Annotated in this window: 9 protein-coding genes; 3 read left to right on the top strand and 6 right to left on the bottom strand. The window is 44.2% G+C overall.

Going from position 1 to position 19,564, the window contains the following annotated elements:
* Positions 1–137 precede the first annotated feature (137 nt).
* From CGC64_RS07235 to CGC64_RS07225, 3 genes are all read left to right on the top strand, one after another.
* Positions 138–1,379 (top strand): DUF4861 domain-containing protein, encoded by a 1,242-nt coding sequence (locus CGC64_RS07235; protein WP_005677272.1) that lies wholly within the window; start codon positions 138–140, stop codon positions 1,377–1,379.
* 5 nt (positions 1,380–1,384) lie between these two features.
* Positions 1,385–3,061, top strand: coding sequence for a glycoside hydrolase family 43 protein (locus tag CGC64_RS07230; RefSeq protein WP_005677271.1), 1,677 nt, complete (start codon positions 1,385–1,387; stop codon positions 3,059–3,061).
* Positions 3,062–3,188: 127 nt separating this feature from the next.
* Entirely contained in the window at positions 3,189–3,848 is a 660-nt protein-coding gene (locus CGC64_RS07225) for an HAD family hydrolase (protein ID WP_005677270.1), read from the top strand.
* 248 nt (positions 3,849–4,096) lie between these two features.
* Here the strand turns inward: CGC64_RS07225 and CGC64_RS07220 are convergent, their stop codons facing one another.
* From CGC64_RS07220 to CGC64_RS07195, 6 genes are read right to left on the bottom strand one after another with little or no spacing between them, the layout of a single operon-like run.
* The gene (locus CGC64_RS07220) at positions 4,097–8,728 is read right to left on the bottom strand and encodes a glycosyl hydrolase family 95 catalytic domain-containing protein (protein ID WP_050396678.1); all 4,632 of its coding nucleotides are present in this window, start codon (positions 8,726–8,728) and stop codon (positions 4,097–4,099) included.
* Positions 8,729–8,742: 14 nt separating this feature from the next.
* Complete coding sequence (locus CGC64_RS07215) at positions 8,743–10,548, bottom strand: right-handed parallel beta-helix repeat-containing protein (protein WP_005677267.1); 1,806 nt, start codon at positions 10,546–10,548, stop codon at positions 8,743–8,745.
* 2 nt (positions 10,549–10,550) lie between these two features.
* A complete protein-coding gene (locus CGC64_RS07210; RefSeq protein ID WP_089421565.1) occupies positions 10,551–13,010 on the bottom strand; it encodes a glycoside hydrolase family 2 TIM barrel-domain containing protein in 2,460 nt (819 codons plus the stop codon).
* Positions 13,011–13,041: 31 nt separating this feature from the next.
* Positions 13,042–15,897 carry a M60 family metallopeptidase gene (locus CGC64_RS07205; protein WP_005677265.1) on the bottom strand — a complete coding sequence of 952 codons (2,856 nt, stop codon included), beginning with the start codon at positions 15,895–15,897 and terminating at the stop codon, positions 13,042–13,044.
* 49 nt (positions 15,898–15,946) lie between these two features.
* Positions 15,947–17,932 (bottom strand): DUF5054 domain-containing protein, encoded by a 1,986-nt coding sequence (locus CGC64_RS07200; RefSeq protein WP_005677264.1) that lies wholly within the window; start codon positions 17,930–17,932, stop codon positions 15,947–15,949.
* A gap of 42 nt (positions 17,933–17,974) precedes the next feature.
* On the bottom strand, positions 17,975–19,561 hold the full coding sequence (locus tag CGC64_RS07195) for a glycoside hydrolase family 43 protein (RefSeq protein WP_005677263.1): 1,587 nt from the start codon (positions 19,559–19,561) through the stop codon (positions 17,975–17,977).
* Positions 19,562–19,564: the final 3 nt, after the last annotated feature.

Here is a 19,564-nt window from a genome sequence, read left to right as displayed (position 1 = left end):
AGAAAACCACAATATCATTATATAGAGTAAAAAGCTCAAATAGCAGACTATTTTATCCTTAAAAGATAGACGGTCTGCTATTTTTTCCGTTACTTTTGTGACAAAGAAATACAACGTATAATATCAGCTTTAGAAGCATGAAAAAGAATATTCTTATTATCGCTTTCCTTTTAGGGAGCGTCATCCTGCCCACCTTGGCTCAGAAACAGGAAAAGACGATTACGATAGAGGTACATAATAACTGGAACCAACCACAAACGGATGCACCGGTAGTGATCAGCCTACGCGAGCTTCAAATGGGGTTCAAGGTAAAGTCTGCCGTAGTCATGGAAGGAAGCGATGAAATACCTTCCCAACTGGATGACTTGAACAGGGACCACAAAATGGATGAATTGGCATTCGTTACCGAACTCCCTGCCCAGAGCAGAAAAACATTCCGGATTACTCTTTCTTCGGAAAAGAGCACGAAGACTTATCCTGAACGGGTTTATGCTGATATGTTTATCACAGACCACCGCAAAGGGAAACATCAACGGGTACAGGCTATTACCGTTCCCGGTACCAGCAATATATATAGTATGGTACGTCCTCACGGTCCGGTGTTGGAATCGGAGTTAGTAGGCTATCGTCTTTATTTCAATGAAAAGCAGACGCCGGATATATATGGCAAATTCAACAAAGGACTGGAAATCAAGGAATCACAATTCTATCCTACGGATGAACAGCTAACCAAAGGATTCGGGGATGATGTGCTGCGGGTATTTGACAGCTGCGGTCCGGGTGCCTTGAAAGGTTGGGATGGACAGAAAGCAATACACGTCACTCCGGTGGAGACCCGCACGGAACGTATCATCTCCTATGGACCGGTACGTGTCATTGCAGAAATCGAAGTGACCGGCTGGCAATATCAAGGCTCGGAACTGGATATGACGACACGGTATACCCTCTATGCCGGACACCGAGATCTCCGTATCGAGGCTTTCTTTGACGAACCGCTCAAAAAAGAGATATTCTGCACAGGAGTTCAGGATATTGTAGGTAATTCCAAATCTTTCTCCGACCATCAAGGTCTTGTAGGAAGCTGGGGTACGGACTGGCCCGTAAACGATACAGTGAAATATGCCAAAGAAACAGTAGGACTCGGCACCTGCATTCCTCAACGTTATGTGAAATCGGAGGAGAAAGATAAAGCGAACTTCCTTTATACAATTACTGCTCCGGGAAGTAACTACTTCCGGTATCACACCACGTTCACTTCCATGAAAGAAACTTTCGGATATAAAACCCCGGAAGCGTGGTTTGCTTATCTCCGCCAATGGAAAGAAGAACTGGCACATCCCGTCACTGTGAAAATTAAGGATATCTGTATAACTAAATAGGGATTATGAAACGATTGACACAGACTTTAGCTTTCTGCCTGCTTACGGCTTTCACCGCAGTAGCACAGAAAAACTATGTATCCGAAGTATGGGTTTCCGATCTCGGAAACGGCAAATACAAAAATCCGGTACTCTATGCCGATTATTCCGATCCGGACGCTTGCCGTGTAGGAGATGATTTCTATATGACTTCATCCAGTTTCAACTGCCTGCCCGGATTGCAGATTCTGCATTCCAAGGATTTGGTGAACTGGACAATTATCGGCGCTGCCATCCCCAATGCCCTTACTCCTATTGAAACTCCGGAACGACCGGAACACGGTAACCGTGTATGGGCACCGGCCATTCGTCACCACAACGGTGAATTTTATATCTTTTGGGGAGACCCTGACCAGGGGGCTTTCATGGTGAAAGCAAAAGATCCGAAAGGTCCGTGGAGTGAGCCTGTTCTTGTAAAGCCGGGAAAAGGGATTATCGACACTTGCCCGTTTTGGGATGAGGACGGAAAAGTATATATGGTACATGCATACGCAGGAAGTCGTGCCGGACTGAAAAGTGTAATCACAATCTGCGAACTGAATGCAGAGGCAACGAAAGCAACCACTCCTTCCCGTATCATATTTGACGGACACGAGGCACACCAGACTTGCGAAGGTCCCAAAATGTATAAGAGAAATGACTATTACTATATCTTTCATCCGGCAGGCGGCGTACCGACAGGCTGGCAGGTCGTGTTACGTTCCAAAAACATTTACGGTCCTTACGAGTGGAAAACGGTATTGGCACAAGGCAACTCTCCCGTCAACGGGCCTCATCAGGGAGCTTGGGTAGATACCCCTACCGGAGAAGACTGGTTCCTTCATTTCCAGGATGTAGGCGCTTACGGCCGTATCATGCATCTGCAACCGATGAAATGGGTAAACGACTGGCCTGTCATCGGAACAGACAAAGACGGTGACGGTTGCAGTGAGCCTGTTTTGACTTACAGGAAACCGAATGTAGGAAAGACATATCCCATTTGTACTCCACAGGAAAGTGATGAGTTTGACGGTTATACCCTTTCGCCACAATGGCAATGGCACGCTAACATCAACGAAAAATGGGCGTATTATGCGGGAGACAAAAGTCATGTCAGGTTATACTCTTACCCGGTGGTAGAAGAGTATAAAAACCTGTGGGATGTAGCTAACCTCTTGCTACAGAAAACCTCTTCCGATAATTTCAGCGCAACGATGAAGCTGACGTTCAGCCCTAACCTGAAAAACAAGGGTGAACGTACCGGACTTGTCGTTATGGGCAGGGACTATGCCGGACTGATTCTTGAAAATACAGATAAAGGTCTTGTGCTGTCGCAAGTTGAATGCCTAAGAGCGGATAAAGGAAAACCGGAAGAAGTGAGAGCCTCCGTTCCCCTTTCTCAAAATACGGTTTATCTGAAGGTACGTTTCAGTTGTGACGGAAAGAAAATCAAGAGCAGTGAAGGCGGGCACGACCTCATTGCAATGTGTAATTTCAGTTATAGCCTTGACGGGAAAAAGTTTGAATCATTCGGTGCTCCTTTCCGGGCAAGAGAAGGACAATGGATCGGTGCCAAGGTTGGTATGTTCTGTACTCGTCCTGCCATTGTTACTAACGACGGCGGTTGGGCAGATGTGGATTGGTTTCGGATTACAAAGAAATAAAAAAGAGTAACCAAATACAAAAAGACGCTCCTGCATCATAAAAATCTTGCAGGAGCGTCTTTTCTTTTCTACCTTTGTAAACGAAAAGATCCAAGATAGCAAGATTAATTATAAAACAGAAAGCTCAATGAAGAAACTAGTTATATTCGATTTGGACGGTACATTGCTAAACACCATTGCCGATCTGGCCCATAGCACCAATTACGCATTAAACAAATTAGGATATCCTACCCATGACATTGAGAAGTATAACTTTATGGTGGGAAACGGTATCAACAAGCTTTTTGAGCGTGCTCTGCCCGAAGGAGAAAAAACAGAAGAAAATGTACTCCGTGTAAGAAAGGAGTTCATTCCTTACTATGACGTTCACAATGCAGATGACAGCCGTCCTTATCCGGGTATTTCAGAACTTTTATCCTATTTGCAATCCGAAGGTATACAGCTTGCAGTAGCTTCGAACAAATATCAGGCAGCTACCGAGAAACTGATAGCCTACTATTTCCCAAAGATCCGCTTCACTGCCGTTTTCGGCCAACGGGAAGGAGTGAACGTCAAACCCGATCCGGCAGTCGTCTTTGATATTTTGAAATTAGCCGATGTAGAAAAAGAAAATGTTCTTTATGTCGGGGATTCAGGAGTCGATATGCAAACGGCAGCTAATGCAAATGTAACAGCCTGTGGTGTAACATGGGGGTTCCGACCTCGAACAGAATTGGAAAAGTTTAATCCGGCGTATATAGTGGACTCTGCAAAAGAGATTGAAAAACTGGTATCATCGACTTGCTAAAATGACCTATTGCAAATGTTATTCTCATAACTTAATCATCAACGCTTAATGAACTGTAGCAAAACTATCGTTCATTCTCATCATAACTAACAGACAATGAAAGATTATACCACCATAATCAGTCGATTTTCAATAAGAAACCTTTATCGTTGCACTCCAGTGAACAGGCTTGTGCACTGAAGTGAATAGGGCTATCCACCTGAGTGCACCGATCTGTTTACCAGAGTGCAACAATAAGGATGAAGGAACTATTTGCATACTACATGATAGACTTCATTCTCCCTGACAGAAAAAGCACAATAATCACGATATATAGTAACAGGCACTGTTCTTCCATTAGCTGTCACTTCTATCTCCCGGTCCGACCACGGATTCCGGATCTTGCAAACAGGTGCTTTGCCTGCCTGAATTTTCAACTCGGTCACTTGAGCCCCATCATACGAAGCTGACACAAGAAAACCTCCTTTAGCCCGAAGACGTGTAAAGGATGCCGGTTTCTTCATCCAGTCGGGAAAAAGGTAAAGCACATCATCTACCGTTTGTAGCATCATGGAATGTACCGCCTCCATAATCGCACTCTTCTCCAGACAATGGTGCCCATCCGTAATCAAGAAGTTCTTTCCCGCAGTTTCAGCCTGATACCTCATCTTGTCGATAAGTATTTCCGGGTCGAAAGCTACGCGGGCTCCCATCACATAAGCACTCAAGCCCAATTCGTTCATGAGTTTATAGCCCTCCTGTGCCACAAAATAATAGTGGACCGTATTGCGTGCAATCTGAAGAGCTTCAGGAGATGATGCCAGATTCAAGACTTCACATGGATAAGCGGCATGTAACTGTATCATGTGATTCGGCGCATCCCATCCGGCTTCATTCTTGGCATAAACAGGTAGTCCCTGGTTCGGTTGCCGGGTAGGCATAATCACTTTGTAGGCCGGAAGATGATCCACAATATCCTGCCATTTGTCTCGTCTGTCCGCATCCATGTTCAGGATTTGGCTATAACGCAGCAGGAGCCGGAATGTCTGTTCCACAAAAGCCACATCCGACGGCGGATTCAGGTCCCACGAGTTTTCATGTCCCCCGGTGGTAATCGTATATCGGTAGGAATTACCGTATCGTTCTTTTTGAATGTAATCTTCGTAAAAATCCCCACACTCCCTGATAAAAGGATAGGCTCTTTCACGTAGAAAAGTTTCATCACCGGTGTATTCGTAATACCAGCTAAACAACGGTACATTGAAAGGAGCATTGACTGTTTGCTGCCAGTAGGTACAATAAAAGCCACCAATTCCCAACGCACTGACAGGAAATAAAAGCCCCCTGCACGATTTTCCTTTCAGCGAAGGGTGTACCAATTCCAATTCTTCCTTTGCCCGCCTTCTACCCTCCGGAATCATCCCTTCAAGAAAACGGTAGTAGGGCATGGCAAGCTCGGGACGGTTAGATGAAAACATACTGTAAAATCCACCTTGGCTATTATAATTCAGATGAATATCTCCGTGGTAGTTCATTTCGTCATCCATATTCCATACACCATACATTCCTCCGCAAGCAGGAGAGTGTTCGTCATAAGCCGAAGCCTGTAAATAGACAGAGACAAGATATTGCCTGTCAATCAGGTCATCGCCGGTCTCCACATACGAACGTCGCCACATCTCTGTCCACCAAAGATCTTTCTGCTGTTTCAACCGACGGAGATCTTTTACCGACAAAGAGGTTAACCGGACGTAGGCTTCATCAAGACGCGCGTTATCTTCAGTACCTCCGCCCGATACATAAGTGACTACATACACCTTCTCACCTGCATTCAACGTGAAAGTACTTTTTACATTGTTTTCTGCATCCTGCTTCACCGACGAGACTGCCCCGAAAATACGGGTAGAGACACCTGCTTGCGAAATCCAACGTACACTGTCTGTCAACGTCCGGCGATATGCTTGGGCAATAGTACCTTTCACAATCGCCTTATCCTCATAATTTGAAGTTGTTCCGCCTGCATAAGTATCTACAGTGATGGTAACAGGGTGTTCGGAAGCAGTGACAAGTTCCGTCACTATCACGTTGGAGCCTCTGCCCATCCAGCTTGTCATCTCCACAGCCGGCAATGTCCCGCTTGTCATTCGCAATTCATTACCCAACATATCCATTTCGTAACGGAACCCTTCGGCAGAAGGAGCATCAACCGATACTTTTATTCCTCCTATCGGAAGGGCCGCCGGTCCCCTGCCCGTCCAATCCTCCCAACCATCCGTCACGAAATCGACTTTCGATATACGAATGGTCTGGCTATTGGCAGTTGTATGGCTGACACATCCCACATCTCCATTGCCCATAAAAGGTCCCATAGGTGCATGCTTGCTCCGTATACTTTCGTAAGAGAAAGGTTCTTCCCATTTGGCAGTCAGCAAGTTCCGCTTTCCGGCGAAAAACGCTTCGTCTTTTTGTTCATCATACATAGACTCCATCCTCTGCATTTGAGCCCCGACCGCCTGCCGTCTCCACTGAAACGGCTTATCCTTTTTCAATTCCAGACATTCTTTCATCCCATCGTGTGCCCATTCCAAAGTCTCATCAGCAACAGCGTGAATGGTAAACGATTCAAGTCTGCCTGCTTTCCAGCAGATGTCCAGTGTGTGCCCACCATAAATACGCATTCCCTTGAGCGAACCATCGGGAAATCCGACGGGCCAGGCGGGCAAGAATTCGATATATCCGGATTTTGTAAACACCAACATCTCCATCAACAAACGAGGAAAACTCAATATCGCATCTAGATTGAAGATAGCACGTCCCGGCTCATGGGAAGTGATTAATCCGTCGTAAAGATAGTTCCGCTTACTAAAACGCTCTATGTTTTGCCGCACCTTATCCGCATCTCCCAAACGGGCGGCCTGAAGCGCCAGATGAATCAAACCGTGAGCAGAACTTGTATCAAATCCGAAACGTTTGTCCAACGCCACTTTTGCCGCCTTCTGCAATGCAGGATCGGCATCCGGCCCAACCAAGTCAATCCCCGGGAAGACAGGATAAAGGTGGGAATTATGGCGGTGATTATAGATATCGGGATAAGCCGGATCCACCCACTCAGCCAAAGCGCCGTCATTGTTAATGCGGTAAGCCGGCAATTTCTGCAGTATAGCATTCCATCTTTCCATCTCAGCAGAAGAAGCATGGAAACGTCGGCCCATGTCACAAAGGAAAGTAAACACTTCACGGGCTATCGCCACATCCATAGTAGCATCTTTACTTAGCCAGGTATTCGTACCTTTCGGAGCGTTTTCCGGAGAAATAGAGGTTGTGATATGATATAATCCGTCAGTACCTTCCACCAAATAGTCTTCGTAAAAATCAGCCATTTCCTTATATAAAGGATAGACTTTCTCTTTCAGATATGTCACATTGCCGGTCAACATGGCATATTCATACAAAGGACGCAAATTCCATCCTGCCCCACCTGCCCAAAACATCCATGGAAAGGAACTACCGAAGTGTGTCAGGTAGCCATTGGTAGGATCATTGTAATGAGCAACGACAAAGCCGCGGCAACCTAAATAATTGCGGGCGTTCAGTCGCCATCCCGGCAGCAGGCTTTCTATGTGTCGGTTATAACTTTCGGCACATTCGGGCAGGTTGCTCATCGTTGTGGCGGATATAGCCAGATTAAGATTGGAATCCCAGACGAAACCTCCAATCCATGCAGGTTTCCATCCTCCACTCCATATTCCCTGTAAAGGAGGAGGGAATTTTCCACACGAAGAAATCAACAGATAACGTCCCATGGCATGAAGTTGTTCAAGGAACAAGGGTGTTGGCCCTGTTTCTTTGATCTGTGCCAACATCTGTTCAGTAGGCGTCACTGTCCATTGTTCACCACAACCTAAATCCAACTGCATACGGTGAAATAGTTCGCTGTGTTTTTGCGCATGAGGCCGCAACAACTTGTCATAGTTTGCAGCCAACTTATCCAGCCCGGCTTTGACAGCATCCAACGAAGCATTTCGGGCATCTTCCTGCGGGACAATACTCACTATAATTAATACTTCTTCTGCATTTCTGACTACCAACGATTTACCTTTCGTCTGTATGTTTCCTCCTCTCAAAGTAACCTTCGCCACTCCATCATATCCGCCGGGATCTTTGTCGTATGCGGCATGATAAGTGAGCCAATGCCCGGAAGCTTCCCGATTTACCTCAGAAAAGGCATGATCCAAATCGTGTTCAAAGTGTTCTCCTTCCCGTCCGGGAGTTTCCTCCAGACTAAGTTCCACATTTATTTTCCCTTTGTTGCTTGCTTTCAGGCGAATGACATTCACATTGTCTTTCCTTGAAGAAAAAACCGATTCTGTAAAACTGCCTGCACCTTGCTTCCAGACAACAGTCGCTTCCCCCGTCTCCAAGTTCAATTGCCGCCGGTAATCTGCTACCGGAAGAGGCAACTTGTCCAACTGACGGATGCAAAGATCGAAAGCCGGATGCGGAATTAACGGCCATCGTTGATTAGCTCCCATTGCACGCAATTGTCTTTCTGCCTCATCCGTCAACAGCCAAGCCGCTTCATCCGATTTACCTTTTTCCATTAGTTGACGAACGTATGGCATCAATTGTGCAGTTTGCGGAACAGTCACTTTATGCCTGTCCCATCCGCGGATAAACAATTCTTCATGAACACAAGTGATTCGTTCTTCCTGCGGACGTCCCGCTATCAAACTGCCAATCTTCCCATTGCCGGTCACGAAAGCGTCCTCCCATTGCAATGCAGGGTTCTTCGACCAGATAGTCCAACGACCGATAGAAGAATTAGCGGCAGCCAAGACACCTGTATTTAGCAAAAATCCCAATAATATTCCTAATCCACAGATTAAAACATGCTTCTTCATAGTTACTGATGATATTAATTCCATATATCATATACCTTAACCCGCACCCTGGAATCTCCTTTAAATTCAATAGCGCCGGGTAAGTTCCCTCTTTTTTTACGCTTTCTCCCCAAATAGTCTTTATCGAAAGCCTTCTTTCCATCCGGCAACTCAATCCGCTGTCGGGGAATAACAGCTTCTCCCAATTGCTGCGAATAGACCAATGCTTTAGTACATTCCTTGCTCAATGATTTCGTAGGGATGAACTCCAAATACCAACCATCAGCCATTTCTTCTACTCTATATTGCACCAGTGTATCTACTACATTCCCTTCTATCTTTGTCGGTAATTTGCTATTCTCGTACATACTCAAATTTTCCCGTAAGAGCAAATTATTGAAGTAACACACATTCCCGCAAGGACAATCATGGTATCCCTTAATTTGAGTGTCATGAGGAAACATATAAGGAGTTTGCCGTTCATCCACATCGCCTGTAGGCCATATTTTCCAAGCAATTGTATTGTGTACAAAAGCAACTCCTTGTGAAAGTTTGACTTGCGCCAGTTCGGGCGACAAAAATAAATTATTATCCACAATGATGGGACCGTGGTTCACTTCCAAGGAGAAATCCTGTACTCTGTTGTCGTGAAGGAGATTACGTGTCACCCTTGTACCTTGTGTCATCCAGTCCAGCCAAATGCCGCCCTCCGTCCGATAAATGTGATTGTGTTCTATCACAGCGTCTATAGCCGCATGCAGTTTGATACCGGCCAATTCGTATCCCCAAAATGAAGAACCTCCGATATCATGAACCACATTGTCGCTAATGGTACTGAAGATTGCTCCCAAACTACCTGCGATACCGGCTTGTCCACAGAAAGAAACACGATTGTGGCGTACCGAATGACTGCCGATATGCTCCCTGTTCCATTGGTTGTCCAATGCCCTTTTGACAGTGCCGACATATCCTTCTACGCTTTCTGCCTTATTATCCCATTCATCTCCGTATTTACCTAAAGTAATGCCCACACATTTTGAATGAGTAACCACATTGTCCTCTATAGTCCATCCTTTACTCCAATGTGTACCGATAGCCCCTATTTGTTCAGCAGTGGGCGGTGCCCATGGCGTAGCAGCTTGACTGACGTGAAAACCTCTTACTGTAATGTAGTTGACAAACGGTTTCTCCGGATAGAATACCGTCGGGCGTACATTAATCTCCACCAGTTCACGGTTCGGATCGCATCCCGGAAAATTGGCCCATATCCATGTACTGTCATTTCCTACTTTACTATACCACAACTGACGATTACCTTTATTCAGAAGCACATCTTCCAACCGTTCCGTTTCCGCAAGGGCACGGTCATTCAAATATACTTCTCCGGTATGCGACCATTGTCCTCTTGCCAACCAATCACCATGTATCGTATCATTGTACGGATTGAAGTCGCCGAACAAACTATTAGGGATCACCGTTTCCCATGTCTCATTGTTCAGCCGTCTCCAATTTTTAATGACTTCGGAACCTTTGATTTCCACTTTTTCTCCTTCAGCCGCTTGATAGGTTATCGGTCGCTCTTTAGATTCTCCTCCCCGCGGTGGAGCAACTCTCTCCCTGTAAACACCTTCGTGTACGATGACAACATCTCCCGGGTATGCCCGTTCGGCCGCAGTCTGAATATGCCGCAATGGAGCTGTCGCAGAGCCATCGGCACTATCATTTCCACTAATAGAAACATGCCACTGCCGAGGTGATTGTAAAGACTTCACCTCTTTGGCTTGTGCAAAGACACACATATATAGCATTGCATAAGTAGCAATAACCTTCATAAAACTCATACTTATTCCTTCCCTACCTTTAAACTTTTACGGGTAGAAAAACCTTTACCCGTAGCATTTATATTGATTTTCGAAATCTCACCGGTTCTCACCAAAAATGAAGCGACTCCTGCTTCTAGTGGATACGAAGTAGGACCTACGATTTCTCCTCCTTGTACCGACAATTCTACAGGAATTCCGTTAACAGGACAAAGTACTCCTTGTTTGTCCAGCATTCTGACATATACAATCAGCAAGTCATTCTTTGTAGCCGGTTTGCCACTCTCAAAATAAGTAATATCCAGACGTTCCGGGACCCCGGGAGTCTTCACCGTATATTCTGCCACTTTTTTCCCTTGATGATAACCGACAGCTTTCAATACCCCTCTCTCCTTAGATACTCCATAAAACGTGAACGGTGGGAAATGAAGATTCTTGCCATTGCCTCCATTCGGTACGGGAATATAGTCACTATCCGGGCCTTTATCAGCTGTTTGCCGTCTGATAGTTTTGCCATTTAAAACCAGTTCTACCTCATCCACATTACCGTACACCATTACTGTATCGGATAAAATTTCGTCCCTATACGCCGGAATAAATACCTCATAAGGCATCTTTCCCGAAGGTAGCATGCTACCTTCCGCAATCTGTGTTCTGAAAAAAGAAAGACTGAATTTAGGTAATCTAAAGATGTCGGCCACACCACTATAACAAATATTATCGCAACATCCCCGATTGTAATCATACATACTCCATACCGCATCCCCCATTGTCTTTGGATAATAAATACGGTATCGGTTGTGCGACCATTGCGCATTCCATGCGTTCTGAAGTTGAGCCTTTTCTCCGTCTCCCCGTCTGATACGTGTTGTGCTGTAATGCCCGCCAAACTCATAATCATAATATTCGCGTATAAATCCCGGTTTACCACTATTATTGGGACGTTTGAAGCCTTCTTCCCAGTCATTGTAACAGACATCAAATCCTTTATAACCATACGAATCGCCTGATGTGAAACATTGATCTCCCGGCAGTTCCTCATGGGCAATCTTGACTACTCCGTCTTTCCACTCGGCCGGAGGCCATGACTCATTAAGCGTTGTTTCCCACATCACAATGGATGGATGATTACGATCACGACGAATCATGTCACGCACATCCCGGTGCGTGAGCGATATGAACAACGGATTTTTATTGAAAAACTGCCATCCGGGTATCGGTTCTATGGCAAGAAGTCCCAACTCATCGCAAGCATCCAATGCAGCAGTAGCTTGCGGATAATGTCCCAAACGAACAATGTTGAATCCGTTTGAACGAATTTGATACATATCACGATATTGTGCCTGATCGGAAATAGCATTACCTACATACGGATATTCCATGTGTCGGTTACTACCTACCAACCTAAGCGGTTTTCCGTTGATGACAAACCCTTTTTCAATACTCATTTCTATATGACGTATTCCTATACGAGTTTCTTCCTTATCTACCACTTTCCCATTTTCTACGACTTCTGTCGACAACACATACAAATTCGGTTCATCCGGACTCCACAAAGCCGGATGTTTCACCTCCATGCGCTGATTGTTTTCTATTGTTACGCCAGGGTGCAATGTGAGTGTTTCTGAAATGTTCTGTACTTTTTTATCCTTTCCTTTCTGCTTTTTCCAAGTATAAAGCGTGTGTCTAAGTTCCACCACTTTTTCCTTATCAGAAGTATTCTTTATTTCAGTTTTCGCATCCACTACCGATAGCTCCTGCGACACCTTCGGATAGGTAATAAATATACCTGCTCCTGCCGGATGTCCGTCAAGAATGGGATGAGTAATATGTACATCAGCTTTCGCTATCAAGTGTACATTCCGATAAATTCCCCCATAATAACAAAAATCAAGTGTTTCCAACGGTTTTCCGGGAGGAATCAACGAATTGTTACGGTTGTCCAAACGGACTAATAATTCATTTTCTTTATCCGTTTTCAACAATCCGGTTGCGTCTACCACAAATGGGGTGTATCCTCCGGCATGTTGCATGACATGCTTACCGTTAATCCACACATCGGCCAAGTGCATCGCGCCTTCAAACTCTATCCAAATATGCTTCTTCTCCTCCTCCGGTGTAATGGTAATCTTTTTTTTGTAATAGCAGATACCTTGCCATTGATGCAGCACAGTCAATGGTTCTACAAATGGCGTATGCGGAAGAGTAATTTGTTCCCATTGTTTGTTCTCCAACTGCCGCAGTTCCGCTCCCAAAGTATTTTGCGGAACAGCCAATTCGCTATTTCCGTTCATATCCATGTGCTGCACATTGTATTGTGAACTCCAGTCACTTCCCTGATTCTTGATTTCCGCTTTCGACGTTTCATCGGAAATGCGACAAAAATTCCAATACTGACTGATACAACGCTTCTGCGCAAGCCCCGGAGTCCCGAGGCTAAACGCAAACAGCAATAGTAAAAAATAAAGTCTGTTATGATTCATCGTCCTATTTTATATCTCGTTGAATTCAATATTATTTTTCTCCATAGACTAATTTTCTCTTTCCATCCCAAGAAACAGCTTCAATGCGTGTGGAACCTTCGGGATAGCAAACCTTTGTTTCACTCAGGTCAGGAGAATCAGTTCCCACAATGGCAGCATATTTCAATTCATCTCCCTGATAGGTTTCAAAGACTACAGCATTTTTCCACACATCGTGATCGATGACAATCCAACCATTATTTCTTACCTTGACACCTTCATTATAAGTTCCTTCTACTGCTAATTTGTCCTTAAATGCCTTCTGACTATTGGCTGATAAATAATAAAGTACAGGAGTAGCCGGTTTAGAATACTTGGAAGCATACTTCACCAACTCATCGCAATCTGTTTGGGTAATAGTCATTTGTCCACGTGCATAGTCGTCCAATTCCTTATCAATAGGTTTCAGCATACCTGCCTTGATAAAGAAGTCGGTCAAATCCTCTTTCACAACATCCATAGTATTGCGCATGAAATTGAGCTGGAGTTGCCCGTTAGTCAATTGTGATTCATCCGTATTGCGTACAATCTCAGCCACATCACCGTACCAATCGCGTTTTTCTCCTCCCACAATCTCACGATAATAGAGCAGCAACTGCCATAGCGGACAGAGTTTCACAAAGTGATCGCCTCCGTAAGGATACTTAGAAGGATCCATATTATCCTGGCCTTTTTGACAGAGCCACTGCTCTCCTTTAATGATGCCATAATTGAGATAAGAATTAAAACGCCCTCCCCGGACATTATTATCATTTCCATCGTTACACCTTTCATGTTCCAACGGCATATTCTCCCGATAGAATTTATATCGTGCACATACAGAATATACATTATTCGTCACTTCAGTGGTTGATACCCATTTCAATCCCGGTCTGATTTGATTGACATGTCCGAACTCATGCGCAATGGCCCAAACTCCTTCACGCAAAGATTTGGTAGTACTGGCCAATTCGTTCATACAACCTTCATACCATCCGGCTCCCCAACCATCAGCAAACAATCCGTCTTTGGTTACACGAGCAAACATATGGTTTTTAGGCCGACGCCCCCATTTATCTAATCCCATGAGTTCATGTTCCAATTCCACTATATCGTCATAGTTCTGTATCAATTTTCCTAAATTGTCACAATAAGTCTTTATACTGTTCACCCCAAACACCAGATTAACACGATCGCCTTTAATATCTATGCAACCATAAGTAGCTTTATTCAAAATTTCACGCCAGTCGGCCGATACATCCCGATGTTTGTCGTAATATCCGTTCACTTTACCGGAAGCGATATGCAATTTAAGAGCTGGTGCAGTTTTCCAATTCGGAGTATAATACTCAATATAACTCAATCCTCCATGTGCAATCCTCAACTTGTTAATACCCTCACTTAAAGGATATGAAGTCGGATCCGGTGTACGTTGTCCTTGTCTTATTGCATCGAAATCGTACACTTTCAAATTCACTTGTTCTCCATTGGTATTACCTAAAATTACGACAGCCTCCTCGCCATCCTTAAAATAAATACCTGTGGGGTTCTCAAACGGATTATATCCACTAGTTTTCATCTCTGCCGCCAAATCGTTAATTTCACGATAAGGTTCATAAGTTTGCACACGGTACTCCAAATCATAGGTCTTGTCATACAAACTTTGCGCTATCATTCTGAAAAAGCTATTTTCCAATCCGTCTATCTTGCGTTGATCCACATCTGCACGAAGTTCGGAACAGAGTTCGTCGGCAAATACTTCCGTAAGTCCTGCTACAGGAGCAGCATTCCTATAAAATTCCATTTCACCACAACTCACCACTCCACCGACAGCTTCATTCACCTCAAATCGGAAGGACTTTACCCCCTTCAGCGGTTCAGCGAAACTTATTTTCGACGAAGAAGAACTACCAGCAAAATCATACGATGCTATCTTTTCATAATTTTCTTTCTGCGCTGTGGAAACATATAAGTCGAACTTCTTCCAATTACCATTATCACCTGAACCTCGAGGTTTATATACAAAATAATCCACGTCTTGAGGAGCTTCAAAAGTGTACTCAAGTTTCACAGGCAAAACTGTACCGTACCACCGTGAGTGATACCAAGTGGACGCAGTCCCGTCAAATGACTTTTCAATACTCTCATCATCCGAATTAAATTCACTTGCCTTTCCACTGGCGATAGGCAAGAATATATCGCCGAGTTCAGACGGATCACCGGGCTTGTATTCTTTATCCCGATGTCCCTGGCGAAACATCAATGAGCGTTCGACCTTCTGATCCACAGAACGGAATACGACAGAGATATAGCGCACCGTATCATCTTCATTTCTTTCAATGCTGAAAGTACGTTCCGATTCCGCCATAGCCCGTACCTGTACTTGTTGCTTCATTTCCTTAATCCAATCAGCGTTTTGCGGAATTTCCACTTCATATTCTACGTTACTTACCACCTTGACGGTAACTACCGTATCTGTATAGTTCAAATTGAGACGCTCATTTTCCAACAAAATATCCGGTTGCTCTCCCAATTGTTTCACGTGTACTTTTTGTTCAAGGCCTTCTCCTTTAACAACAATGTCTGTTTCACGCAAGTCTCTTCCCGTATTCTTTTCTACCGAAATAGACAACAAATCATCTGCTCCCTGAACCGTACACCAATTCCCGGATGAAAGCACATTGGCCTGCCACGCGATGTTTGTATTCACTACAATAGAAGTATTTGCAGCCTCTTGTGCAAACACCACAGTGTCCTTCTTTATTTCCAAAAAAGGTTGCGGTTTGCTTTCCTGATCGGAACAAGATATAGCAAACAGACTCATTGCCCAGCTACATAATATCAAAATAATAATACTATATTTTTTCATGGTTTAAAATCATTTTAGTTATAAAATAAGGTTATTCAAGTACTTTCCTTTATTTGTGATTCAATGTCTCAATCACAAAATGATAAGTCAGCGAGCCTTCATTCCACATGGAGAAATTCGTTCCCCACAAATTGTTGTTCAGATTAAAATGCACTCCTTTATGTTTATCAGGATAGTTGGTAGAATAATTCAACCCCTGAGCTTCTCCTACGTTGAGCAAGAAAGCTTCTTTACTGCTGATACGTATCGTTTCCCCGGAGGTTATCAAATCGACATAACGGTCTATCCCATGCATTTGCCGGTTACCTTTCTCCACCACATCCATCAGATCCACCCGTTCACCCATCTTCTCGGCTATCACCGATTCAATACCGGGCACCGTGAACGACAACCAATAAGATTCGGGCAAACGTACTGCCGGTTTACCATAAACGGTCAATGCCACTTCCGACCGTTTTCCATTCTTTGTCGTAAAACAGTTCACCTGTATTCGTTCGGGATATACGCGTTTGTCCACTTTCTCATTTTCAGGAAACCTCAGTTCAGTAATAATACGTGTCCCCTTTTTCTCTTTACGTACCGATTGCGCCATTGTCTGTGCATAAAGCGTTACACTCACTGCATGTGATTCTTTCAGACCTCGTTTACCCAAGTCATCCAATGCCCATTCATACCGTGCACGAAGATATCTATTTTGAAAATCATCATAATCATCTCCATCAAACATTTGATAAGACAATCCCGCCAACGTCATTCCACCGGCTATCGGTTGTTCCCAACGCTTCCGTGCCATTGGTTTCATCTTTGAGTTATCCTCCAGTTTAACCTTATCCACTTCTGCGACTACTTCACGCGCCTCTTTTTGCAAGGAAGCCGGAAGGAAAGCGATAGCACTGTCGATATAATTATCAATCTCTTTCCATGAAGCCTCAGCCATACTGAATACTCCTTCGGAACGACCTTTGAGAAACTTATCCATATCATATTTGTCCCATTGACGAAGATGTGTTTTCACATCCACACCTTGCGTATGTTCTGCTATCAGACCTAATTCGGCTGCAAAGTCCAAAGCAACGTCACTATCTTTTTTGATTTTCCCTTCATTCAACCATTGAGAATACAACCGCGAAACAGCACGAAATTTAGCCATACGTATCGGTGCTCCACCATAACCAAATATCCACGTATCACCAATCTCAGAAGTAACAACCGGCAAATCCTTCTTTATCAGCAACAGTTCCCGGGCGACATCATTGAACGATGCACCTACAAGCTGAGCTTGAGGATAACGCTTACGCAAATCGGCATAAATCTTTTTCACACGTTCATAGCTATGCGGTCCGTGGTTGTCGCCCGTAAAATTAATACTGACAACTGTCTTTCCATCCGGCAATACTTCATCTTCTCCATAATCTTTCTGATAAACCAGCAACAAGTCATTGCCAGAAGGACTGCGCCACCGACAGAAAGTAGGCACCGAAGGTAACGGACAAGCTGAATTAATTCCCACATGCAAAAGACGAATGCCTGCGTCATACATCGGATCGATGATACTACGAGTGTGTCCCGGCACATCAGTCATCTTTGCAGCAATAGTCTGCTTGTTGTATTTCTTATCCAAACGTTTGGAAAGCAACAAGCAGGTTTCAAACAGTTCACGCGTCATTGTCTCCGATTCCACAGTATAGGGAACGGAATTCCATACGATATCGCCACGACCAATGGCCTCCTCCAACTGCTTCACAGCCTCAGGAGATGCCGTGCGAAGATATTTCCAGATAAGCCATGAGCCGGTTGTCCATACATACCGGTCACCAGAGCCGTCAGCGCGCAAGCGTTCACTAACTTCTATGGCTTTCGGAATAAAATCATGCACATACCTTTCGGTCACAACGGAACTAAGATCAGTAAATCCCACATCAAGGTGAGTTTTGAATGCAACGTAAACTTTCTCGATCTTCTCACCGGATGCTTGAGCCATACAACCGGCTATACCTAAGAAGATGAAAAAAGTAAAAAGTGATATTCGTTTCATGTCATTGCATGTGTTTTAAGAAGATTGAATGGTATAAATACATTACTTATTCGTAAATCTAAACCAATTAAAGTCGGCATATCCGTTATTTCCTTGCGGCGCAGTATTGAAATTGAACAATGCAAAACGATTGGCTGTCCACGGCAATCCCAATCCCATCTGCAATTCATTACCAATGCGTTTATAATTCACACCATCCAGACTGTAATAGAACAAAGCCTTAAATTCTTTGTCTGTAGCACGTACACGTATCCACAGTTTATCTCCATTGAAATGCTCTACGGTTTCGATATCCTTACCGTCATTACACATCACAATTTTGCGTCTACCGGATTCTTGTCGTATCGCAACATAGGCATAAGGAAACTCGAAGATTCCGAATCCGGCAATATTGCCATCTTTAAGTCCGGTCACTTCCATTTCTACCGAACCCTCGCAACTCGGTCCCTGAACACGTTGTGTCAATGTATTACGAGCATCTTTCAATGTAGAAGCTTGGGAAGCATACAGACGCATATATCCCTTACGTTCCTTCAAACTCCATCTGCTATTATCCGGATTATGATTCCATTGCCATTGCAGACCTAATTGAGAAGCATTGAACTCATCGGTAGTAGCCGGACTCTTTATCTTCGATTTTTTCCCGGTAGCAGGTTTAGGATAAGTGATAAGATCTTTTCCTTCATCACCCAGCATAGGCCAACCGTTTATCCATTTCACGGGCACAAGACACGGAACACGTCCTATCGGTCCTCTGTCCTGCATAATCATAAACCACCAGTCTCCATTTTTCAACTGTACCATCCCACCTTGATGAAGTCCGTTTTCGGGATATGAACTCCAATCGTTCATTATGAGTTTATGTTCATAGGGACCATAGATATTATCCGACCGCAAGCAGATTTGCCATCCTCCCGTTCCCCCGGCAGGACAAGTAATATAATATTTTCCATTGATGCGATACATATGAGATCCTTCCATACCAAAACCGCCTCCTAACTCATGTGCATTTTTAAAACCGCCCTGCCATATCTTCACAGGTTTCCCTTTAACGGATTTCACGTCCGAGTTCAACTCTGTCAAGTATAGTGTACCTTGCCCGTGAACTACGTAAACCTTTCCATCTTCATCAAAGAATAACCCCGGATCATATAAATATTCAGGAAATATAGTACGTTCCCAAGGTCCTTTCACATCATCGGCTATACAAATAGAGAAATGCCCGGTTTCCCGTCCCCAACCATAGGGTGTACAGAAACCAACGTAAAATTTTCCGTTATGATGCCGTATCGTAGTTGCCCACGCCCCATTCAGATAAAGATTGCCACCCTGCATATCATATTTCGGATCCTCATCATAACGATCCAAAGCATATCCTGCCATTTCCCAGTTTACCAAATCTTCCGATACAGCAATAGGGCATCCCGGCACATAGTGCATACTGGTAGACACGAGATAAAACTTATCATCAACCCGGATCAGATCCGGATCGGGCCAGTCTCCCCACATGATAGGGTTCGTAAATGTTCCATTCTGATTATCCGGATTCCAAACAGTTGTTTGAGCGAAGGTGCAGTGCATTCCTGCACTACACACCAATCCTAAAAAAAGTGATTTATATATATTCATATA

Source organism: Bacteroides caccae, from assembly GCF_002222615.2.
Classification (GTDB): Bacteria; Bacteroidota; Bacteroidia; order Bacteroidales; family Bacteroidaceae; genus Bacteroides; species Bacteroides caccae.
The sequence above is the reverse complement of the archived record's forward strand: the minus strand, read 5'-3'. Positions and strand labels throughout refer to the sequence as shown.

Bases quoted from the DNA above. Each gene is read 5' to 3' on its own strand.
- CGC64_RS07235 (WP_005677272.1), top strand. From the start codon at position 138: ATGAAAAAGAATATTCTTATTATCGCTTTCCTTTTAGGGAGCGTCATC.
- CGC64_RS07220 (WP_050396678.1), bottom strand. From the start codon at position 8,728: ATGAAGAAGCATGTTTTAATCTGTGGATTAGGAATATTATTGGGATTT.
- CGC64_RS07195 (WP_005677263.1), bottom strand. From the start codon at position 19,561: ATGAATATATATAAATCACTTTTTTTAGGATTGGTGTGTAGTGCAGGA.
- CGC64_RS07215 (WP_005677267.1), bottom strand. From the start codon at position 10,548: ATGAGTTTTATGAAGGTTATTGCTACTTATGCAATGCTATATATGTGT.
- CGC64_RS07225 (WP_005677270.1), top strand. From the start codon at position 3,189: ATGAAGAAACTAGTTATATTCGATTTGGACGGTACATTGCTAAACACC.
- CGC64_RS07200 (WP_005677264.1), bottom strand. From the start codon at position 17,932: ATGAAACGAATATCACTTTTTACTTTTTTCATCTTCTTAGGTATAGCC.
- CGC64_RS07205 (WP_005677265.1), bottom strand. From the start codon at position 15,897: ATGAAAAAATATAGTATTATTATTTTGATATTATGTAGCTGGGCAATG.
- CGC64_RS07210 (WP_089421565.1), bottom strand. From the start codon at position 13,010: ATGAATCATAACAGACTTTATTTTTTACTATTGCTGTTTGCGTTTAGC.
- CGC64_RS07230 (WP_005677271.1), top strand. From the start codon at position 1,385: ATGAAACGATTGACACAGACTTTAGCTTTCTGCCTGCTTACGGCTTTC.